Consider the following 20,520-nt stretch of genomic DNA (forward strand, 5'->3'; position numbering starts at 1 on the left):
TCCAGGGGCAGTTGCAGGGCCCTGCACCATCGCGCAGGTTGATGGGCGCACTGTATTGGCCACACAATCGATTGATCTAATCAACTATTGCACGGAAATACCCTGATGTCCGCGCCCACCCCGGCCCCCCCAGGCCCCGCCGAACCGGGCCACCGCCTGACCCATCCGGCAGCGGCCAATGACCTGCTGATGTACCGTCTGAACCGACTGCTGGCCGTCGCGGGCAGCCTGGTGGTGCGGCTGTGCGAAGGGGGCTACGGCATCACACGGCGCGAGTGGGGGCTGCTGATGATGCTGGCGCAGCACCCGGGCATGCCCCCGGCCGAGCTGGCCCAGCGGCTGGGGCTGGACCGGTCGCGCACGTCACGCGCCATCACGTCGCTACTGGTCAAAAAGCTGCTCATCCGCGATGCGATGCCGGGCGACCGGCGCCAGGCGGTGCTATCGCTCACCCCGGCGGGGCAGGCGCTGCACGATCAGCTGTTCCCCCAGGTGAAGGCGCTTAACCAGGAACTGCTGGCGGGCCTGAACACGGGCACGGTTCAGGCCCTGGACCACGCGCTGGCCGATATGCAAAAACGGGCGGAAGCCCTGGTGGCAAGCCGCACCGATGTGCCGCGCACTTACCGGTTGCGAGGGGGCCGGAACACCTCGCGAACAGACCAAGACTGGTGACGGCAGCGCCACCAACGGTCCTTTCCAAACCCCCTGGAATCGCAGTTTCCTATTTTTCAGTATTTGCCTGAATTTCCATGAGCTGGTTCAAATCAGCTCGCAGCATTCCATTTGGATCCACAGCGGCATCGTTTGCTGAAGATCGGATTCCTGCCGCCGTAATGGCCGCCGTGACATCGGTAATAGAAATTTGAACCTGATAAAGGTTTCCATCATTTGCATACTCTTTGGTGAAAGCACAAACAGCCTCCCCTGGGTCTGCAAAGTAGATGACTGCCGCGTCGGTAGCCCGCTTAGGAATTCGCAAAAAGCTGGAATACAAAGACGCCGGTACAGGGGTTCGTGCTGAACCATTGACATAGTATTCCTCCTCCCAGTCGTCGTTCTGCATCACATAGTTGTATTTCAGCGAGCTGACTTTGAGCATGGGATCACGCCCAGTACCCATCGATTCGGCAAAGATATACAGCACCTTGGTACCACGGTACGACGCCCCATCGTACCCGGCTATAGTGCAAGCGATGGCCTCCAGATTGGTTGCGGAATGAACTCCGCCCGCGCTGATATTTTTGAGATCTGCATGTGCAAATCCAGCCGCACAAATAAACCCCAAAGAAATAATGCTTTTTTTCAACATACCCTCTCCTCCGTCGGTGAATTGACCTAGGCTTGCCACTGCTCTACACAAATAGCTACAACACGCACAAATACTAACAAACGCCCACCTCAGCGTCATCCCCCGTTTTGGGGATTGACTGCACAGGGCCGCACCCAACGGCGGGACGCGTTGGCAAAGGTCGCATCGGTGGGCGTGGCTGCTCCAGTGCATTCCTTCTGGTCCGCCTTTTTCTTTGCCCACACGCCATGTCATCACCCCCGACCTCTTTGTGGAGCCCCCTGCGCCAACCCGCTTTCCGAGGCCTGTGGATCTGCGGTGGCATCTTTTTTGTGGGCAGCGGCATGCAGACCATGGCCGCTGCGTGGCTCATGGTGGAGCTGACGGGCTCGTCATTCCTGGCGGCGCTGGTGCAGACGGCCGTGTTTTTACCCATGTTTTTGCTGGCCCTGCCTGCCGGTGTACTTGCCGACACCACCGACCGGCGCAGGCTGATATCGGGCGCGCTGATGGCACAGGTGGGCGCCTGTGCACTGCTCACGCTGCTGGTGCTGGGCGGCTGGGGCGGGCCTGCGTCGGTGCTGTTTCTGGTGTTTGTGTGTGGCTGCTGCACGGCGGTGCTGACGCCTGCGTGGAACTCATCCGTCATCGACCCGGTTCCGCGCGACGAGTGGCCCCAGGCCATCACCGCCGTGAGCATCGCCTACAACGCCGCACGCGCCGTGGGGCCCACGCTGGCCGGGCTGGTGTTTGCGCAGCTGGGTGCGGGCTGGGTGTTTGCCGTCACGGTGACCACAACGCTGGTGATGTGGGAGTCCATCCGCCGCTGGCCGCCCAAGGCACACCCGCCGTCCAAGCTGCCCGCCGAGCGCCTGTGGGGCGGCACGCTCAGTGGCCTGCGTTTTGCTTGGCACTCACGCATCATCCTGGCACAGCTGGTGCGCGTGATGGCGTTCAGCGCGGCAGGCTCGGCACTGTGGGCGCTGCTGCCGGTGATTGCGCAGCGCCAGCTGGGCACCGGTGCGCAGGGTTTCGGGCTGCTGATGGGTTGTCTGGGTACGGGGGCCGTGGCCGTGGGCCTGGTGCTGGGGCGGCTGCGCGCGCGCTTTGGCATGGAGGTCATCGTAGGCGTGGGCGGCGTGGTGTTTGCTGCCGCCATGCTGGTGGCAGCGCTGACCAAGGTGGCGTGGGTGGTTTACATCGCCATGCTGTTTGCGGGCGCGGCGTGGATGTCGGCGATGTCCACCTTCAACACCGCCACGCAGGCCAGTGCCCCGCAGTGGGTGCGATCCCGCGCCGTGGCCATGCACATGGTGGCCGCGCTGGGCGCGTTTGCCATGGGCTCGGCATTCTGGGGCGCCGCATCCGACATAGTGGGCTTGGCTCCCACGCTGTACGTGGCCGCTGCGCTCATGGGTGTGGGGCTGCTGCTGGCACGCCCCATGCCGCTGCGCATGGGTGGGCTGCACGAAGTGACACAGGCCACACCGTGGGATGAACTCTTCATCGAGGCCGAGCCCCTGCCCGAGGCCGGCCCCGTGGCTGTGGAGGTGGGCTACCGCATTGCGCCCGGCACCGATGCAGCGTTCCTCGACACCATCAGCCGCATGAAGGCCCCGCGCAGGCGCGACGGCGCCACCTTCTGGCGCGTGTACAAGGACCTGGGTGAACCCTCGCGGTACGTGGAGCGCTTCATCGTTGAATCCTGGGCCGACTACCTGCACCAGCGCGCCCGCGCCACCATGGCCGACCAGGCCCTCGAGACGGAAGTGCGGGCGTTTCTGGCGCCGGGCGAAGTCGTGCGGATGTCGCACTACATCGCGGAGAGGTGAGTCTCCGCGCGCTGAAACTGGCGCGGCCGAGGCCAGTGCACCCGTGGAACTGGCTTTGCCAGGCCACCGGGTGCGTCCCCCTCCCGCGCAGCGAGAGAGGGGGAAGACGCGAAGCGTCTCAGGGGGAGCACTCCCGCCTGCTGCGACAATCGCAGGATGACCTTCGCCCCCCTCGCCAACGACACCTTCCTGCGTGCCTGCCGCCGCCAGGCCACCGACTACACGCCCCTGTGGCTCATGCGCCAGGCGGGGCGCTATCTGCCGGAGTACAAGGCCACGCGCGCCCAGGCCGGCAGCTTCATGGGCCTGGCCACCAATGTGGACTACGCTACCGAAGTGACCCTGCAGCCGCTGGAGCGCTTTCCGCTCGATGCGGCCATCCTGTTCAGCGACATCCTCACCGTGCCTGACGCCATGGGCCTGGGCCTGTCGTTTGCCGAGGGCGAAGGCCCGCGCTTTGCCAAAGTGGTGCGCGACGAAGCCGCCGTGGCCGAGCTGGCCGTGCCCGATATGGACAAACTGCGCTACGTGTTCGACGCCGTCACCAGCATCCGCAAGGCCCTGAACGGCCGCGTACCGTTGATCGGCTTTTCGGGCAGCCCCTGGACACTGGCGTGCTACATGGTCGAAGGCAAGGGATCAGACGACTACCGCCTGGTCAAGAGCCTGATGTACGCCCGGCCAGACCTGATGCACCGCATCCTGGCCATCAACGCCGACAGCGTGGCCGCGTACCTGAACGCCCAGATCGACGCCGGAGCCCAGGCCGTGATGATTTTTGACAGCTGGGGCGGCGTGCTTGCCGACGGCGCGTTCCAGGAGTTCAGCCTGGCCTACACCACGCGCGTGCTGGCGCAATTGAAGCGCATCGGCGTGGACGGCGCCGACGTGCCGCGCATCGTTTTCACCAAGGGCGGCGGCATCTGGCTGGAAGACATGAAGGACATCGACTGCGAGGTGCTGGGCCTGGACTGGACGGCCAACCTGGGCAAGGCCCGCGCCATCGTGGGCGGCCAGGCAGGCGGCCCGGGCAAGGCGCTGCAGGGCAACATCGACCCCAACGTGCTGTTTGCGCCGCCCGCACAGATCGTGCAGCAGGTGCACAAGGTGCTCGACAGCTTCGGCAAACCCCACACCGACCGCAGCACCACCGGCCCCACCCACATCTTCAACCTGGGCCATGGCATCAGCCAGTTCACCCCGCCCGAGCATGTGGCGGCATTGGTGGAGGCTGTGCACAGCCACTCGCGCGCGCAGCGCCAGGGCTGACACCCCGGGCGAGGTATCCAGACCGCCGGCACGCCGCGCAGGGACCAAGTGATGGCAACGGAACACCCCGTACCGCGGCCAGCGGAGTCCCCCACCGGCCCGCAGGCACTGCCCGCCTCGGCCCTGCAATCCCCACCCGGCGCGCTCGCAGACTGCGTGCGCGCCTTTTTCTGGCGCGACCTGGGCCGCCAGCCGACCCACACCCCGACGGACACGCGCGTGCCGCCCAGCCCCTACCCCGGCATCATCTGGCTCACGCGGGGCACCGCCCAACTCGTGGAATGTGCGGGCGCGACCATCGCAGCGGCCATGCCGGCCATCACGCTGTCGGGCGCCCACCGACATCCGTACCACTCGGTCTCATCCCGTGATGGCGATTCGTTCTGCCTGGCGTTCCAGCCCGGCGCGCTGGGGCTGCTCACCGGGCAGGACCTTGCGCCGCTGACCGACCAGGTCACAGACGCGAGCGCCTGGCTGCCTGAGGATTGGCGCCCTTTCCTGGCAGCCGTCCACGCGGCGCCCGACCATGGTGCGCGCAAGGCGCTGTGTGTGGCCTTCCTCACCCCGCGCTGGGGCGCCGTGGCAGACCGGCACGCCGCCTGGCTGCAGGTGTTGCAACACGACTGGCAGCGCGGCGCACGCCAGGCCCTGACCACCACGCTCGGCTGGACGCCCCGGCACCTGCAGCGCCGCACACGGCAACTGGTAGGCCTGCGGCCTGGCGAGATCGAGCGCATGCTGCGGGCCGAACACGCCCTGCTGACCATGCGCGACGGCGATGCGGGTGCGCTGGATGCAGCGCTGCGCCACGGCTACGCCGACCAGGCACACTTCAGCCGCGAGGCGCGCAGCCTTTTCGAACGCCCTCCTGCTGCACTCAAGGCCCACACCCAGCAGCCGGGTGACGATGCCGACTGGCTGCTGCGGCGCAGTTGAAGTGGCCGCCGCGCTTTGCGACCGCTTTACCGCTGGATCACACGGGGGCGCTTGATCTTGGCCTGCAGCTGCAGGATGCCGTAGAGCTGCGCCTCGGCCGTGGGCGGGCAACCGGGCACATAGACATCCACCGGCACGATGCGGTCGCAGCCGCGCACCACCGAATAGCTGTAGTGGTAATACCCGCCGCCGTTGGCGCACGAGCCCATCGAGACCACATAGCGCGGCTCGGGCATCTGGTCATAGACCTTGCGGATGGCGGGCGCCATCTTGTTCGTCAGCGTGCCGGCCACGATCATCAGGTCGCTATGGCGTGGGCTGGAGCGCGGAATGATGCCGAACTGGTCCAGGTCGTAGCGCGCCATGGCGGCATGCATCATCTCGACGGCACAGCAGGCCAGGCCAAAGGTCATGAACCACAGGCTGTTGGCGCGTGCGGCCTGCACCACATCGTCCAGCCGGGCAAGCACAAAACCATCGCGCTCCATGGAGGGAGCTATTGCAAGGGAAGGAGAAGAGTTGTTAGCCATGGCCGCATCGTCGCCACGCGGGCCCACGCCGTCTTGAAGCAAAGCGACATCGGCCTCCATCACCGGAGACCTGCGACGACACCAGCCCCACCGCACAGCGCCCCAGCAGGCCCTGCGACAATCCTTAGAACCTGTTCAAGATCTTCAGGTGCCGGCGAGCCCGCTTCCAAGGCGAACTTATGCACAAAATTGGAGCATCCACCGGCCCCGAGCCACTGCAGGTGGCAACTTGTAAAAAAACTTTGCGCAACCGCTAAGTCGTTGATTTATATGGATTTAAATCCCCTGCTTTTTTGACAGGCAATCCAGCCAAAGCACGGATTTTCAAGGCCTTGCGGGGCAAAACCAAGGGATATCAACAAAGTTATCCACAGAAATTTTGGATTTCTTACAAATACCCTGTGAAATCAAGCACTTGCAGGCCATATCGAAGAAATGGGTGAACATGACACCCCACAGCTAGCACAAAAAGGGGGCCATCTGTCCTCTTGACGAAGCCCTCGTGTCCGACTTATGCACACCAACCGTGATGCGGCGCAACATACGTCCGTCACAACGGCTTAGCACAAAAATTCGTGGGAAATTTCTTCAGATGCTTGATTCATAACGATTTTTTTGGTGTGCCGCATTTCCGGGCAATCTGTTCGCAGCCAGCATTCATGCGGGCTGGCAGGGTGTCCGGACAGGATGTCAACAAAGTTATCCACAGAAAGTCGGGATTACTTGGCCCCTCTCATCAAATCAAGCACTTAGCACCTAAACCTCCACGCGGCCTCCACAAGCCGCTGTAACCCGCCCTCTGCCGTGCCTACCCCCTCCACCATCGTCCAGGTTGCCCTGCACACCCCGTCGCACAGCGGCGTGGGCGATCTGCTGAGCTACGCCAGTGAGCACCCGCTCGCGCCCGGCACGCTGGTGCGCGTGCCGCTCGGCACCCGCGAGGTGCTGGGCGTGGTGTGGGATACCGACGAGGCCACCGGCGAGTTGCCCGACGGCGCCACGCTGCGGCCGATTGCCGGTGTGCTCGACGGTGTGGCGCCGCTGGACCTGCCCTGGCGCCGCCTGGTGGCGTTTGCCGCGCGCTACTACCAGCGTGCCCTGGGCGAGGTCGCTACGGCCGCCTTGCCGCCCCAGCTGCGCGACCTGCGCCCCGAACAACTCGCCCGCCGCCTGCGCCGCCCGGCCAAGGCAGGGGGCGACACTTCAAATGCTATTGAAAACATAGCACTTACCCCAGAACAGGAAAGCGCCAGGGCCCGAATTTCTGCTGAAAAAGGCCCTTTCCTGCTGTTTGGCAGCACGGGCAGCGGCAAGACCGAGGTGTACCTGCGCTGCGTGCAGGAGATGCTGGAGGCCGACCCCACCGCGCAAGCCCTGGTGATGGTGCCCGAGATCAACCTGACCCCCCAGCTCGAAGAGCGCTTTGTGGGCCGCTTTGCCCCGCGCTTCGGCCCCGGTGCCGTGGTGTCGCTGCACAGCGGCATGACGAACCCGCAGCGCCTCAAGAGCTGGCTGGCCGCCCACAGCGGCAGCGCACGCATCGTGCTGGGCACGCGCATGGCGGTGTTTGCCAGCCTGCCGGTGCTGAAACTCATCGTGGTCGATGAAGAACACGACCCCAGCTACAAGCAACAAGAGGGCGCGCGCTACTCGGCCCGCGATCTGGCCATCTGGCGCGGGCGCGAGCAGGGCGCCAAGGTCATTCTGGGCTCGGCCACACCGTCGCTGGAGAGCTGGTACGCCAGCCGCCCCGCCACTGCCGACGACCCCGAAGGCGGCCGCTATGTGCGGCTGCACATGCCCAGCCGCATCGGTGCCGGGGCCCTGGCGCGTGTGCGCCGGGTGGACATGAACCAGCAGCCTCGGCGCACAGTGTTCAGCGCGCCGCTGCTGCAGGCCATCACCGAACGCGTGGCGCGCGGCGAACAAAGCATGGTGCTGCTGAATCGCCGGGGCTACGCCCCCGTGCTGCACTGCGTGGACTGCGGCTGGAAAAGCGACTGCCCGCACTGCAGCGCGCACCAGGTCTTCCACAAGACCGACCGCACCCTGCGCTGCCACCACTGCGGCTACACCGTGCGCGTGCCCTACCACTGCCCCACCTGTGGCAGCCCCGACATTCACCCCATGGGCCGGGGCACCGAGCAGCTCGAAGAACAACTGGGCGCCCTGCTGTCCGAGGTGCTGCGGCCCGACCGCACGCCCGCGCGCATTGCCCGCATCGACGCCGACACCACCAAGGCCAAGGGTGCGCTGGAGGCGCAGCTGGCGCAGGTGCACTCGGGCGAGGTGGATGTGCTGGTGGGCACGCAGATGATCGCCAAGGGGCACGACTTTCGGCGCATCACGCTGGTGGCCGCGGTGCAGCCCGATGGCGCACTGTTCAGCAGCGACTTCCGCGCGGCCGAGCGGCTGTTTGCGCTGCTCATGCAGGCCGCAGGCCGGGCTGGGCGCGATGCGGCCTACATGGCCGCACAAGCGGTGCATGGCACGCAGCCCGAGATGTGGGTGCAGAGTTTTCACCCCAAACATGCCGTGTTCGAGGCGCTGCGCACGCACGACTACGAGGCTTTTGCCGCCCAGCAGCTCAAGGAGCGCGAGGAAGCCGCCATGCCGCCGTTCTCGTACCAGGCGCTGGTGCGGGCCGATGCCCGCACGCAGGAGGTGGCGCAGGGTTTTCTGTCAGCAGCCACCGCCGCCGCCCGCGCCGCGCAGCTGCCAGGGCTGCCCGATGGCACGGTCATCCTGTTCCCGCCCGTGCCGCTGACCATCCAGCGTGTGGCCAATGTGGAACGCGCCCAGATGCTCATGGAAAGCAGCAGCCGCGCCACCCTGCAGCGCTTTCTGGCCGCGTGGCAGCCGGTGCTGCAAACCACCCGCAGCCAGCCCGAGCACAAGGGGCTGATACGGTGGCTGGTGGATGTGGACCCGCTCGCGATATGACGCCGGTCAACCAGGCAGACTGTCGTTGTAGACCTTGATGTAACAGACTTCGTTGGGCTGCAGCACCAAGCCCACGGTGCATTCCGGCGTGAAGCCCGTGGGAGGGAGCACAACCAGTCCGGGTATGACGCTGACGCCGGTCACCCGCTGCGCGCGGTCGGTCAGGTTCTGGGCGGTATAGATATGAAACAAATCCCCAAAGAAAAGATCGGTGCTGTGGGGAATGTTGGCCACGCCGCCTGTGGCCTGGTCAAAGGCGATCTCCACCGGCGCGGGGGTCGCAATGGCGGGGTGATTCCAAAGGCTCGCTGAGAGCGCTCCGCAAACCAGCAGCCCGGTTGTCCAGACCTTCAGCGCACGGCTGCCCTGGGTCCGCATCGCGTGATAGGCCGCCAGGGCCAGCAATCCCGCCAGGCAAATCAGCCCCCATTCAGATACCGTCGGCACGTTCGAGGCCGCCAGGGGCGCGTAAGCCACGCCACCCATGGATTGCGCGGCTGCGCCCTGCGCCACCAGCAATCCCACCATCGCGACGACACTACCCCGCGCACCCAACATCACTTGCTTCATTCTGAAATCCCTTTGCGCAAAACCAAAAGTGTTACAAGGGATTACTGAATCGGCAAGAAAGTTATTGCCATGCGCGGACCGTGACCGCCTGCCCAGTCCTGATCACTGGCGCCAGCCACCGGGCTGGCCAAGAGCCAGTACCTTGATCAAGCTCCAGCAGCCACAAACTGCCCGTGCAGCCCCAGCGGCAGGCCATAGGGCAGCGTGACGCTGGCCACCGGCCCGGCACTCACCGCCTGGGCGTCGAACACGGACAGCGTCGTGCGCTCCGTCGGCCAGTGGTAGGCGGTGCCCAGCACCCAACCCCGGCCCTCGGGCGCGGTGGTGCTGGCGGGGATGTAAACATGCTCCTCTGCAATCCAGCCCGCGCCGTACCGATGGCGCTGCGGTTTTTTGTCGCCCTGCAGCGTGAGCACCGTGTCAAAGCCCTGCACATGCGCGTCCATGCCCGGGCTGCGCGCCAGCAAGGTGGTGAAGCGCGTGGGCAGCCCGTTGCGAGCCGGGTGGATGCGCGGGAACTCCACGTGGGCAAGCCCCGGTGTCTCCAGCCGCGCCTGGCCGGTGGACGGGTTGAGCGTGATGTGCGCCCACTGCGTCGCAGCCGCTACCGAGGTGCTGCGGGGGGCATCGACGTTCAGATGGCGCAGCGCGGTCAGGATGTCGGGCTGCGCCACAAACCGCACCTGCACCGTGCCACCCTCTTCCCAGGCATTGGCCAGGTGGAACAGGCCGGTGGCGGGCAACTCAAAGCGCTGGACCTTGAAGTCCGCCTTGCCGACCAACAACACCACCAGCGGCGCCTTGCCTTCCCAGCGGTAGTGCGGCAGCGGGCTGCCGGCACCGGGCTGTCCGTTGAACTTCAGCGGCATGAGCAGGAACACCAAGTGCCGCTCGGTGATGGCGAAGTCGTGAACCATGTCTGCTTGTTCCGTGGTCAGGACATGCTGGCGGCGCAACTGCCCAGTCGGTGCAATGTCGTACACCAGCAGCTTCCCCGAGCCCGGCACGTAGCCAAAATTCCACACCGTGCCATCCGGCGCCACGCGCGGGTGGGCCGAGAAGGGCGCGCCCCGGGTCTCGGGCGACCAGGCCTTGAACCCCTGGGCCTGCAGCGTAACCGGGTCCACCGCCAGGGCCGAACCCGCTTCCCACAGCGCAAAAAGCTCCTTGCGCGCGGGCAGGGCCAGCAGATTGATGTTGGCAGGGTTGACGTCGTCCGGCCCGCTGAGCGGGGGCGAGTTGGGCAGCGTGGTGGCAAAACCCGAGTACAGCAGCCGACCGGCGGCCTCTTCCGCTGTGAGCTTGGGGGTGGCCAGCAGGGTGCCTCGGTGCGAAACCCGGGGCGACGTGGCCGTTGATAGGTTGCCGCCCTCAAAACGAAACGCCTGCAGCATTCCGTCGCCGTCAAACCAGTGGTTCATGGCCACGCCGCCGAGCTCGCGCCGGGCCGGGCCAATGCGGTACAGCGTGCCCTGCAGGGCAGCGGGCCAGCGCCCCCTCACGGGCAGCGGGCCACTGGCGAGCGGCGCCTTCAAAGGCCCGTTGTAGGGGGTGTAACTGCTGCGCCAGGCATGGGGCGCATCGGCGCTGTGGCTCAGCGTGGGCAGCAGGCTGGCGCCCAGGGTTGCCAGAACAGCGCGGCGCGGTGGATGGGGGTGGGTCATCGCGGGCTCCTGACTGGCTTACTTGAGTTCGATGGCCTGGGGGCTGACATCGGCACCCACGCGGAAGGCCGCGTCGGCGAACTGCGGTGGGCCCAGCGCGCTGCGCGCATTGCGGCTGAAGCCGTATAACTCGGTCGGCACGCCAAACACATTGGCGTCGAGTTTCATGTTGGCGTTCTCGTCCAGAAACACCGAAACGGCGTAGTCACCTTCGGGCAGGCCCACAAACTGCACCACAGCCTTCCCATCGCCCGGCTGGGCCGTAGCCACCTGCAGCGGCTTGCCGCGCGGGAAGCCCTCGCTGTTGTCAAACAGTGCGGCCAGCACGGCGCCCTGCTTTTGCGCAGGCACGGTGACTTCAATGCGCAGGTCGGCAGCGTGTGCAGCCAGGGTGGTCAGCGCGGCCAGGGAGAGAATCAGTTTTTTCATGAAGGGGCTTTCTGTGGGGGGGCAAGCTGGGACACGCCCAGACCGACCCGCACTGTGCCCAGCCCGCCCAGGCCCCGCGAGACATTTGCGACGAAATGCACAAAACGTGGCGTGACCTGCAACCCGTCGGCGTGAGGCACACCGGCCTGGTAAGGCAGCCCGGTCGGCCCAGCTTGCGCTGCCCGCCTGCCCGATAAAACTTGCATCCGGGGGGATCGGCCCAGATACTGCGCCTCTTTGCAGCTCGGTATTGGCGGGCATGGCGCCCCGCGCACCGTCCCCCTGCTCCCCCTCGACTTTCAGAAAGCCCTACCAATGACAGCCATTGTTCGTGCCCTGATCTTGCTGCTCCTCCTGGCGGGGGGAACCGCCGTGCGCGCCCAGAACCTGCTCACCAACGGCAACTTCGAGGCTGGCCTGGCTGGCTGGAGTACCTGGACGGCGCCGCCGGGCTTCTGGGACGGCACCTGGATACACAGCAACGACTGCGATATCTGGGTGCCCACCCAGTGCCCGTTCGAAGGCGCCGGAATGTCCCACGCGCAGAAAAAAGGCAGTGGCGCGGGCAATGCACACGGGGGCCTGTTCCAGACCGTGGCGGTCACCCCCGGGCGGGTGTACCGGCTGCGCGGCGCTTGGTCGGGGGGCGTCACGGGCAATGCCGGTGGCAACGCCACCTGGTGGGAGGTGGTGGCCTACGACGGCGCCGTGGGCGCAGCCACCATCGACGCGGCGCCCGGCCCGCTGGACACGCTGATTGCCCGGCGCGACGTGTCGAACCTCGCGCTCAACGGCGTCTTCCAGTTCCAGTGGGAGCCCTTTGACGGCACCTTTACGGCGACCTCCAGCCAGGTGACCATCGCACTCAAAACCGGCAGCTTCTTCACCTTCGACGCGGCGGGCTACCACGACGATCTGGTACTCGAAGAAGTGGCATCCAGCAACATCCCCGTCAACTCGCCTTGGGCGCTGGTGGTGCTTTGCCTGGGGCTGCTGGCGACCGGCGCCTGGATGCGGCGCGGCCCGGGAATGCGGCGCGGGTAGAAGGCAGCGCCAAAAATTCAAGCATTTTGGGCCGCCAGCGCTTTATAGAAAAGCGCCAATAGCTATCATAAATATAGCAATCAGGTCAGCAACGCCACCGCCGCTGAAAAGCTCAGAAACGCCAGCGCCGTGGACACCAGAATGATCCGCGCCACACGCCCATTGTTGGCGCCGAACTTCTCGGCCAGCAGGGACACGTTGCTGGCGCTGGGCAGCGCCGCCAGCAGCACCATCACCGTGAGCGCAAAGGGCGTGAGCGGCACCCCCATCGCCATGGCCGCCGTGCCCACGCCCCACACCAGAAGCGGGTGCACCAGGAGCTTGGCCAGCGCCACCGGCACATAGTCGCGCGCGGGCACCTGCTCGTGCTGGTTCATCTGGGAACGCGCCAGCACGGCACCGATGGTGAACAGCGCCACAGGCGAGGCCGCGTCGGCCAGCATGGCGATGGTCTTGTCGACCGGGCCGGGCAGCTTGAACTGCAGGGCCGAGGCCAGTGCGCCCAGCGCGATCGACCAGGGCATGGGATTGGTCGCCATGCCCTTGAAGGCGTTCTTCAGCGCCACCCCCACGCCGTGGGTGCCCGCACCATCCAGGCGCGAGAGCGCAATACACAGCGAGCTGGTGATGACCATGTCCACCACGATGGTGACGATGGCAGGGCCCGCGCTTTGCGCCCCCAGCAGTGCGACCAGCAGCGGCACGCCCATGAAGCCGGTGTTGGGAAAAGCGGCCACCAGCGCGCCAAAGGCTGCGTCGTTCCAGCCGATGTGCGCCTTGCGCGTGAGCACCACCGTGGCGCCCACCATCACCAGCGCACAGAGCACATACACGCCCGCCACGGCCGGGTCCAACAGCTGGGCGATGGGTGTGCTCGCGCCAAAGCGGTACAGCATGCAGGGCAGTGCAAAGTACAGCACGAAGGCGTTGAGCCCCGGGATGGCCGGCTGGGGAAGCACTCCGCGCCGGGCGGCGAGATAGCCGCAGAGCACCAGCGCAAAGAAGGGGAAGGTGATGAGAAGGACGGAGAGCACGGTCCCATTGTCCTTGCTGCGCCTGCGGCCGGGGTCTGCGGCGCCCGGTGTGGTCAGCGCAAAGTCAGGTGGGGGCCATCACCCATGGCGAATGCACGGCAAGGATCTCCAGCCAGCGTTGCGGTTGAAGGCGCATCCACTTCACTGCTTGCGCTGGATGATCAGGTTGCGCTTGGCGTCTTCGGGGTAGGCGAAGGTGATGGCGCCGTTCTTGACCATGCCCATGACCAGCATGTTGCGCGTGATCGCGTCCTTGTCCTGCACGCTGAAGGGCTTGTCGTAGGTGGTGACCACGCCGTAGTAGGTCTTCATCTTGCCCTCCAGCGACTCCTTGATGGCTTTGCCGGTGAGGTTGCCGTCGCGGATGCCGAGGAAGGAATACATCAGCAGGTAGGTGGCGTCGTAGGCGTTGGCCGCTGCCATGGGCACGGCCACCTTGCCGTGGTACTTGCGGGTGTAGCTCGACAGGAACGATGCACGGCGCTCGTTGCTGGGCTCGGCGATGAAGGTCTGCACCATGAGCGCGCCCTCGGCCGCGTCCTTGGCGCCTTCGAGGAAGAAGGGGAAGGACAGTGGCCACGGCCCCACCTGCGGCACCTTCCAGCCCAGGGCCTTCTTGCCGTTGGCGATGGTGGCGTTTTCCGGCCCCACGGTGTAGCTGTAGACCACGTTGGCGCCCGCGTTGCGCGCGGCGGTCAGCTCGGCCGTGAGGTCCTTCACCCCCAGGTCAAAACGCGCCACATGCACGGGCTTGAGGTTTTTGGCCGCCAGCGCGGCCACCACGTCGTTGTAGCCGCCTTCGCCATAGCCAGTCTTGTCGGCAAAGATGGCGACCTTGTCCCAGCCGCGCTTGACGATGTCGTCCACCAGGAAGGGCGCCTGGATCGCGTCGCGCGCCTGCACGCGGAAGATGTAGCTGTCGGGCGCGGGGTATTTGGCCGTCACGGCAGTGCCCGTGGCGCAGGGCACGATGAGGGGGCTGGAGGCGCCCTGGAACAGGTCGATGGCCTTGAGCGCCACGCCGGTGTTGCAAAAGCCGATGGTGGCGACCACTTTTTCATTGAGAAGCTCTTGCGACACCTTACGCCCCTGGTCGGGGTCGGCCGTGTCGTCCTTGATGACCAGTTCCAGCGGGCGGCCCAGATAGCCGCCCACGGCATTGATTTCGTCCACCGCCAGCTTGATGCCGTTGAGCATGGGCACGCCAAAATCGGCCGATGGCCCGGTGAACGGCCCCACGACTCCCACGCGCACAGGCACGGTGCTGCCGATCTGGGCCTGTGCCGGCAGCAGGGCTGTGCAGGCCAGTACACCGGATGCCACCACAGCGCTCCATGCGCGAAGGTGCACACAGCGGCGGCGTGCGTCCGGGATGCCCGGTGCGGCGGTCTGAGCGGTGGAGGGCTGGTCAGTGGGGTTCATGGCGGGGCTCGGTTCTCTACACCAGCATCCCGGCAAGAGATGCACTGGCCTGCGAGTATCAAATTGTGAAAACAAAGCCCCTAGCGGGGTTTCCCGGAGCGTCCGGCCCGCCAGGTGCTAGTGGCGCCCACCCGTCAGGGGCCTGTCAGCCGCCCGCCCGGCACACGCGGTCCACCCCGACTGGGCACGGGCTAGACAGGCTGCCGGACCGCGCCGGTATCATTGCGCCCTTGCGCGGCCTGACCCGGCCGCGCCACCACCCGCCCCTGGGCATGCGCCGCCCACACCCGCCCTCCCTGTACCGCTCCCCGCTGCTCTGCTGCCCTCCCTCCCATGTCTGCCGGTCTCAATCTCGCCCAGCTCCAGGCTGTCCACTACACCGACGGGGCTTGCCTCGTGCTGGCCGGGGCGGGCTCGGGCAAGACGCGGGTGATCACCATGAAGATCGCCCACATGATCGAAAAGGGCATGGACCCCAAGCGCATTGCGGCCATCACCTTCACGAACAAGGCTGCCGCCGAAATGCGCGAGCGCGCCAAGGGCCTGATCGGCCGACGCGCCAAGGATGTGCTGGTGTGCACCTTCCATGCCCTGGGCGTGCGCATGGTGCGCGAGGACGGCCATGTGCTGGGCCTCAAACCCCAGTTCAGCATCCTCGACGCCGATGACGTAACGGGCATCCTTAAGGAAGCCTCGGGCGGCACCACCGACATGGCCACCGCGCGCCAGTGGCAGTGGGTGATCAGCAAGTGGAAGAATATGGGCCTGACCTCCGAGCAGGCGCTGGCCCAGGCGGCGGACGACAACGAACGCATCATCGCCACGCTGATGGCCCGGTATGAAGAGCGCCTGGCGGCCTACCAGAGCGTGGACTTTGACGACCTGATCGGCATGCCGCTGCGGCTGCTGCGCGACTTCCCGGAGGTGCGTGCCAAGTGGCAGGCGGCCCTGGGCCATGTGCTGGTGGACGAGTACCAGGACACCAACGCCACGCAGTACGAGCTGCTCAAGCTGCTGGTGGGCGAAAAGGGGCACTTCACCGCCGTGGGCGACGACGACCAGTCCATCTACGGCTGGCGCGGCGCGACGCTGGACAACCTCAAGAAGTTGCCGGTGGACTACCCCCACCTCAAGGTCATCAAGCTGGAGCAGAACTACCGCTCCACCAGCGCCATCCTGCGCGCGGCCAACAACGTGATCGGGCCCAACCCCAAGCTGTTCCCTAAAACCCTGTTCAGCGAACTGGGCGAGGGCGAACCGGTGCGCGTGGTGGACGCCGACAGCGAAGAACACGAAGCCGAGCGCGCCGTGGCCCGCATCCAGAGCCTGCGCGCGGCCAGCAACCCGCCGCCGGACTGGAAGAGCTTCGCCATCCTGTACCGCGCCAACCACCAGGCCAAGCCGTTCGAGAAGGCGCTGCGCAAGGCCAATATTCCGTACAAGGTGTCGGGCGGCACCAGCTTTTTCGACCGCGCCGAAATCAAGGACCTGTGCGCCTGGTTTCGCCTCTGGATCAACAACGACGATGACCCGGCGTTTCTGCGCGCCATCACCACGCCCAAGCGCGGCATCGGCCACACCACGCTGGCGGCTCTGGGCGCGTTTGCCACGCAGCACAAGCAGAGCATGTTCGGCGCGCTGTTCAACGGCATGCTGCCAGCGGCAGTGCCCAAGCGTGCCATGGACGGCCTGCACGAATTCGGCCGCTACATCAATTACCTGGAGTACAGCGCCCGCCGCACCCATGGCGCCGAAGAGGCCCGCGCCTTTCTGAACGAATGGCTCAAGGAAATTGGCTACGAGCAGCACCTGTACGACAACGAAGACAGCGAGAAGGTGGCGGCCGCCCGCTGGAGCAACGTGATGGAGTTCTGCGACTGGATGGCCCAGCGCGCAGGCGGGCAGATTGACGATACGGCCGGTGCCGTGGTGGCCAAGGAGACCAAGAGCCTGCTGGAGGTGTCGCAGACCATTGCGCTGCTCTCCACCATCAGTGAGCGCGAGCAGGAGCAGGACATGGTCACGCTCTCGACCCTGCACGCCAGCAAGGGGCTGGAGTGGCCCCACGTGGTGCTGGTGGGCGTGACCGAGGGCATGCTGCCCTTCAAGCTCGACGACGACGAAGGCCGCCAGCAGAAGGTGAGCGACGACACGCTGCAGCGCCTGCAGGAAGAGCGCCGCCTGATGTACGTGGGCATCACCCGCGCCCAGCGCACCCTGGCCGTGAGCTGGACCAAGCGGCGCAAGAAGGGCCGCGAGATGGTGGCCGCGCAGCCCAGCCGCTTCATTGCCGAAATGGGCTTGGACAAGACCACCGCCCGCGAAGATCCGCGCGAGAAGCTCAAGGCATTGCGCGCCGAATTTGCGGCCAAGGCCCAGGCCACCTCCGCAGCCACTGCAGCCGCAGCCGCCACCCCGGAATGAGCGCCCCACCGCAGCCACGGCACCCACCACAACGCACTCCACCCATGGCGCCCGACATCCACCGACACACGCCGCTGTTGGCAGTTGCTTTTGTTTTGATAGCTATCAGCGCTTATCCTACAAGCGCCAGTAGCCAAAATGACCCAAAATCCACGGCAGCATGCCCGTCGGCGGCAGACATGGACCACCAGCACCTGCAAGGGCGCTGGCTGGCCCAACTGCAGGGCGCATCCCCGGATGCACCTGGCGCCACCGCCACACTGCAACTGGGCCCGCATCCCGAGCTGGCACAGAGCGTGCGTGGCACCGTGCAAAGAAATGGCGCCACGGCGCAGGTCAGCGGCGACGTCGATGGCGGCGACCTGACCCTGGAAGAATCGATCAACGGCACGAACATCAGCGCCACCTGGACAGGCCAGGTGGTCGATGGAAGTTGCGGCAAGGAAATACGCGGAACATGGAACGACGCCAACCCCACCCCTTCGGCCCCCTCGGCTCCTTTTGTGCTGCGCAAGCAGGTGGGCTGGCAATGACGGCCGCGCCAGCCTCACCTCGCCGCAGCGGCGGCCACCGGCGTGGCACGCTGGCCCTGCTGGTGGCCGCTGCGCTGGCGCCTGCCGGCGCCGCGCTGGCGCAGACCCCGCCTGCTGGCGGCTCGGCCACCCCGAGCGGCGACGCTGCCTGGCGCCGCTGCGCCGCCCTGTCCAGTGACAATCAGGCGCGCCTGGCCTGCTTTGACCAGTGGGCCACCGACCAGCAAGGCTGGAACGCGCCTGGCGCCACGGCGTCGGCCTCGACAGACGTGCCGCCCCCGGTGGACACCACGCTACCCGCCACCCGTGTGATTGACGTGGCCCGCACCGAGGGCTGCCGCGATCCGCAGTACAGCGACCTCTCGCGCTTCTGGGAACTGGAGTCGGGCAGCGACTGCGGCACCTTCAGCTTCCGGGGCTACCGGCCCATCACCGTGTCGGTGGTGGCGTCAAGCAATGTGAACCGCCAGCCCACGTCGGATGCAGCCGACCATTCGGCCACCGAGTCCACGCCCTACCGCCGCACCGAGAACCGCATCCAGCTGTCGGTGCGTACCAAGGTTGCGCAAGGGCTGCTGACCCAGGGACATCCCACGCTCAAGGACTCGGTGTGGTTCGGCTACTCCCAGCAGTCGTACTGGCAGCTGTTCACCCCCGAGATCTCGCGCCCCTTCCGCGCCACCGACCACGAGCCCGAGGTCATGTATGTCTACCCCACCACGGCACAACTGCCGTTTGGCTGGAAGTGGCGCTACAGCGGCATCGGACTGGTGCACCAGTCCAACGGCCAGAGCAAGCCCCTGTCGCGCAGCTGGAATCGCGCCTACCTGATGACGGGCATGGAGCTGGGCAACAGCGTCAGCGTAAACGCGCGCATCTGGAAGCGCATCCCCGAAAGCTCGGGCAGCGACGACAACCCCGGCATCAGTGACTACATCGGGCGGGGTGAGCTGTCGGCATTCTGGAACGTCAACAAGGAGAACACGGTGGGCGCCACGCTGCGCCACTCGCTGTCGAGCAGCGACCGGGGCTCGGTCCGCCTGGAATGGCTGCAGACCGTGGGCACGGGCCTGTTTGGCAACAAGAGCAACCTGCGCCTGCACACGCAGCTGTTCAGCGGCTACGGCGACAGCATGATCGACTACAACCGCAAACGCACGGTGTTCAGCGTGGGGTTGAGTCTGGTGGACTTCTAGAGTCCATCCCCCTGAGGCGCTGCGCACCTTCCCCCTTCTCTCGAATGGCTGCGCCATTCGGGAAGGGGGACGCAGCCCTCGCTGCAGGGCGGCCCTTGCTCGGCTGCCCGCGCCTGGGGCTGCGCCAGTCTCACAGGCTGCGCACAAGGCAAAGCGCAGCGAACTCCGCGCTGGATTGTTCACAACTCGTTACGACATCGTCCTCAAGTTTTGTGTGACGGCGCCGACAGGCCGCCACAATGGCACGCGCACAGAAACCGGCGTGGCCATCTGTGAGAGGCGTTCAAAAAGAGCCCCTTTCCCACCGTTTTACCTGCCATTGCCCGCACCGTGCGCCCTCGACAATGCCGACAAAGAGGAACACACCCATGGACATGCAATACCAGCTCAAGGCAGGCAGCTACTACCTCTACGACATGCGCGAGGCGCCCAGTGCCGTCACGGGTGAGCGCAGGTTCAAGCTCAAGACCGACACGGTGGCCATTGCGTTCGATGCGCACACGGGCGAAGTGCACCAGCATGGCAGCCCCACGCGCATCCAGTCCTGGGCCAACAACACGCGCCGCCGCCTGCGCGCTGCTGGGGCGCAGGACATGGCCAACGACATCGTGGTGGTGTCGGGCCCACTGCCGGTGGACGAACTCAACAAATGCCTGTGGGTGCGCGGCTATGTGCGCCGCATGTTCTCGCGCCTGGCCACCTTGCCCCACGGCAAGCTGCAGCGCCCTGCGGAGCCGTTTCGCAAGGCAGCCTGAAACCAGGCGAGCTTCCTCAAAGATCCCGATCAGGGCCGCACACAGCGGCCCTTTTCTTTTCTGGGAGCGCTCAGGCCTCCGAGTCCTCGGCCACGTCGCTGTCTGTGTTCTCCAGCACCTCGGCGTGTTTGACGATGGTCACCGGCACGGGGCTGGCATGCGCCACCTCCTGCGACACCGAACCCAGCAGCGCACTGGTGATGGCGCCCTGGCCCTTGGCGCCGATGATGACCATGTCGCAGCCCGAGCGCTCGATCATGTCCACCAGCGTGTGCGCCACATCGCCCACACCCACATCGGTTTCATAAGCCACCCCGGCCGCGTCGAGCAGTGCGCGCGCCGACGCCATGAGATGGTCACCCGCCTCCAGGCTGGCGGCGGCGATCAGGTCGGGGTCGCGCGTGGTCACCAGTTCGTACAGCGTGGCGGGCTCCTGCACGTTGGCCAGCACCATGGTGGCCTGGAGCCCCTGGTCCACCAGCGCCAGTGCGTGGTGCACGCCATCCAGGGAGAGTTCGGAGCCGTCCACGGCGATGAGGATTTTGAGCATGGTGTTCTCCTTGTAGTACCTTGGTCCAGTGTAGCCACGGCCTCGTCGAAAACCCGTCCATAACCTTGAGCGAGGTCAGGGTAGCCTGTCTGGGACAA

At 66.0% G+C, this 20,520-nt stretch carries 18 protein-coding genes; 10 read left to right on the plus strand and 8 right to left on the minus strand.

All coding sequences use genetic code 11. The features are described 5' to 3' along the window. Nucleotides 1-105 precede the first annotated feature (105 nt). On the plus strand, nt 106-675 hold the full coding sequence (locus tag C8C94_RS15420) for a MarR family winged helix-turn-helix transcriptional regulator (protein ID WP_121421340.1): 570 nt from the start codon (nt 106-108) through the stop codon (nt 673-675). A 49-nt stretch (nt 676-724) separates the two neighbouring features. Here the strand turns inward: C8C94_RS15420 and C8C94_RS25480 are convergent, their stop codons facing one another. Then, entirely contained in the window at nt 725-1,312 is a 588-nt protein-coding gene (locus C8C94_RS25480) for a hypothetical protein (RefSeq protein WP_147433267.1), read from the minus strand. Nucleotides 1,313-1,539: 227 nt separating this feature from the next. Between C8C94_RS25480 and C8C94_RS15425 the strand changes: the two genes are divergently transcribed. From C8C94_RS15425 to C8C94_RS15440, 3 genes are all read left to right on the plus strand, one after another. Beyond that, nucleotides 1,540-3,123 carry an MFS transporter gene (locus C8C94_RS15425; protein WP_121421341.1) on the plus strand — a complete coding sequence of 528 codons (1,584 nt, stop codon included), beginning with the start codon at nt 1,540-1,542 and terminating at the stop codon, nt 3,121-3,123. 156 nt (nt 3,124-3,279) lie between these two features. Then, nucleotides 3,280-4,392, plus strand: coding sequence for a uroporphyrinogen decarboxylase (hemE, locus tag C8C94_RS15435; RefSeq protein WP_055398944.1), 1,113 nt, complete (start codon nt 3,280-3,282; stop codon nt 4,390-4,392). Nucleotides 4,393-4,443: 51 nt separating this feature from the next. Further along, nucleotides 4,444-5,328 carry a helix-turn-helix domain-containing protein gene (locus tag C8C94_RS15440; protein ID WP_121421343.1) on the plus strand — a complete coding sequence of 295 codons (885 nt, stop codon included), beginning with the start codon at nt 4,444-4,446 and terminating at the stop codon, nt 5,326-5,328. A gap of 26 nt (nt 5,329-5,354) precedes the next feature. Here C8C94_RS15440 and C8C94_RS15445 read toward each other — a convergent pair whose 3' ends face one another. Further along, nucleotides 5,355-5,816, minus strand: a complete 462-nt coding sequence (locus tag C8C94_RS15445) for an NADH-quinone oxidoreductase subunit B family protein (RefSeq protein WP_370449768.1) — start codon at nt 5,814-5,816, stop codon at nt 5,355-5,357. 846 nt (nt 5,817-6,662) lie between these two features. On the opposite strand from C8C94_RS15445, the gene priA reads away from it, so the two are divergent. After that, nucleotides 6,663-8,801, plus strand: coding sequence for a primosomal protein N' (priA, locus tag C8C94_RS15450; protein ID WP_121421344.1), 2,139 nt, complete (start codon nt 6,663-6,665; stop codon nt 8,799-8,801). Nucleotides 8,802-8,807: 6 nt separating this feature from the next. Here the strand turns inward: priA and C8C94_RS15455 are convergent, their stop codons facing one another. From C8C94_RS15455 to C8C94_RS15465, 3 genes are all read right to left on the minus strand, one after another. Further along, nucleotides 8,808-9,371: a midcut-by-XrtH protein gene (locus tag C8C94_RS15455; RefSeq protein ID WP_121421345.1), complete on the minus strand. Its 564-nt coding sequence runs from the start codon at nt 9,369-9,371 to the stop codon at nt 8,808-8,810. 146 nt (nt 9,372-9,517) lie between these two features. Beyond that, complete coding sequence (locus C8C94_RS15460; protein WP_121421346.1) at nt 9,518-11,035, minus strand: carotenoid oxygenase family protein; 1,518 nt, start codon at nt 11,033-11,035, stop codon at nt 9,518-9,520. Between the two features lie 18 nt (nt 11,036-11,053). Then, nucleotides 11,054-11,464 (minus strand): DUF2141 domain-containing protein, encoded by a 411-nt coding sequence (locus C8C94_RS15465; RefSeq protein ID WP_121421347.1) that lies wholly within the window; start codon nt 11,462-11,464, stop codon nt 11,054-11,056. A 315-nt stretch (nt 11,465-11,779) separates the two neighbouring features. Here C8C94_RS15465 and C8C94_RS15470 point away from each other — a divergent pair, with 315 nt between their 5' ends. Beyond that, on the plus strand, nt 11,780-12,508 hold the full coding sequence (locus C8C94_RS15470; RefSeq protein WP_121421348.1) for a hypothetical protein: 729 nt from the start codon (nt 11,780-11,782) through the stop codon (nt 12,506-12,508). A gap of 80 nt (nt 12,509-12,588) precedes the next feature. Here the strand turns inward: C8C94_RS15470 and C8C94_RS15475 are convergent, their stop codons facing one another. Both C8C94_RS15475 and C8C94_RS15480 read right to left on the minus strand, forming a co-directional pair. Continuing rightward, on the minus strand, nt 12,589-13,542 hold the full coding sequence (locus C8C94_RS15475) for an AEC family transporter (RefSeq protein WP_121421349.1): 954 nt from the start codon (nt 13,540-13,542) through the stop codon (nt 12,589-12,591). A gap of 141 nt (nt 13,543-13,683) precedes the next feature. After that, nucleotides 13,684-14,964, minus strand: a complete 1,281-nt coding sequence (locus C8C94_RS15480; RefSeq protein WP_121421350.1) for an ABC transporter substrate-binding protein — start codon at nt 14,962-14,964, stop codon at nt 13,684-13,686. A 333-nt stretch (nt 14,965-15,297) separates the two neighbouring features. Here C8C94_RS15480 and C8C94_RS15485 point away from each other — a divergent pair, with 333 nt between their 5' ends. The 4 genes from C8C94_RS15485 to C8C94_RS15500 all read left to right on the plus strand — a co-directional run bounded on the left by C8C94_RS15485 (nt 15,298) and on the right by C8C94_RS15500 (nt 19,872). Then, nucleotides 15,298-17,388 (plus strand): ATP-dependent helicase, encoded by a 2,091-nt coding sequence (locus C8C94_RS15485; protein WP_121421351.1) that lies wholly within the window; start codon nt 15,298-15,300, stop codon nt 17,386-17,388. A gap of 179 nt (nt 17,389-17,567) precedes the next feature. Next, entirely contained in the window at nt 17,568-17,921 is a 354-nt protein-coding gene (locus tag C8C94_RS15490; protein ID WP_233573485.1) for a hypothetical protein, read from the plus strand. Then, entirely contained in the window at nt 17,918-19,117 is a 1,200-nt protein-coding gene (locus C8C94_RS15495) for a phospholipase A (protein ID WP_121421353.1), read from the plus strand. The genes C8C94_RS15490 and C8C94_RS15495 overlap by 4 nt, the downstream gene beginning before the upstream one ends. A gap of 368 nt (nt 19,118-19,485) precedes the next feature. Next, nucleotides 19,486-19,872: a hypothetical protein gene (locus C8C94_RS15500; protein WP_055392926.1), complete on the plus strand. Its 387-nt coding sequence runs from the start codon at nt 19,486-19,488 to the stop codon at nt 19,870-19,872. A gap of 70 nt (nt 19,873-19,942) precedes the next feature. On the opposite strand, the gene C8C94_RS15505 is transcribed toward C8C94_RS15500, so the two are convergent. After that, entirely contained in the window at nt 19,943-20,422 is a 480-nt protein-coding gene (locus C8C94_RS15505; RefSeq protein ID WP_121421354.1) for a universal stress protein, read from the minus strand. Between the last annotated feature and the right edge of the window lie 98 nt (nt 20,423-20,520).

This window comes from Acidovorax sp. 94 (genome assembly GCF_003634645.1).
GTDB lineage: Bacteria > Pseudomonadota > Gammaproteobacteria > Burkholderiales > Burkholderiaceae_C > Acidovorax > Acidovorax facilis.

Coding starts and splice junctions, on each gene's coding strand:
- C8C94_RS15425 (WP_121421341.1), top strand. CDS start 1,540: ATGTCATCACCCCCGACCTCTTTGTGGAGCCCCCTGCGCCAACCCGCT.
- C8C94_RS15465 (WP_121421347.1), bottom strand. CDS start 11,464: ATGAAAAAACTGATTCTCTCCCTGGCCGCGCTGACCACCCTGGCTGCA.
- C8C94_RS15445 (WP_370449768.1), bottom strand. CDS start 5,816: ATGGAGCGCGATGGTTTTGTGCTTGCCCGGCTGGACGATGTGGTGCAG.
- C8C94_RS15485 (WP_121421351.1), top strand. CDS start 15,298: ATGTCTGCCGGTCTCAATCTCGCCCAGCTCCAGGCTGTCCACTACACC.
- hemE (WP_055398944.1), top strand. CDS start 3,280: ATGACCTTCGCCCCCCTCGCCAACGACACCTTCCTGCGTGCCTGCCGC.
- C8C94_RS15440 (WP_121421343.1), top strand. CDS start 4,444: ATGGCAACGGAACACCCCGTACCGCGGCCAGCGGAGTCCCCCACCGGC.
- C8C94_RS15505 (WP_121421354.1), bottom strand. CDS start 20,422: ATGCTCAAAATCCTCATCGCCGTGGACGGCTCCGAACTCTCCCTGGAT.
- C8C94_RS15490 (WP_233573485.1), top strand. CDS start 17,568: ATGGACCACCAGCACCTGCAAGGGCGCTGGCTGGCCCAACTGCAGGGC.
- C8C94_RS15495 (WP_121421353.1), top strand. CDS start 17,918: ATGACGGCCGCGCCAGCCTCACCTCGCCGCAGCGGCGGCCACCGGCGT.
- C8C94_RS15460 (WP_121421346.1), bottom strand. CDS start 11,035: ATGACCCACCCCCATCCACCGCGCCGCGCTGTTCTGGCAACCCTGGGC.
- C8C94_RS25480 (WP_147433267.1), bottom strand. CDS start 1,312: ATGTTGAAAAAAAGCATTATTTCTTTGGGGTTTATTTGTGCGGCTGGA.
- C8C94_RS15455 (WP_121421345.1), bottom strand. CDS start 9,371: ATGAAGCAAGTGATGTTGGGTGCGCGGGGTAGTGTCGTCGCGATGGTG.
- C8C94_RS15500 (WP_055392926.1), top strand. CDS start 19,486: ATGGACATGCAATACCAGCTCAAGGCAGGCAGCTACTACCTCTACGAC.
- C8C94_RS15420 (WP_121421340.1), top strand. CDS start 106: ATGTCCGCGCCCACCCCGGCCCCCCCAGGCCCCGCCGAACCGGGCCAC.
- C8C94_RS15480 (WP_121421350.1), bottom strand. CDS start 14,964: ATGAACCCCACTGACCAGCCCTCCACCGCTCAGACCGCCGCACCGGGC.
- C8C94_RS15470 (WP_121421348.1), top strand. CDS start 11,780: ATGACAGCCATTGTTCGTGCCCTGATCTTGCTGCTCCTCCTGGCGGGG.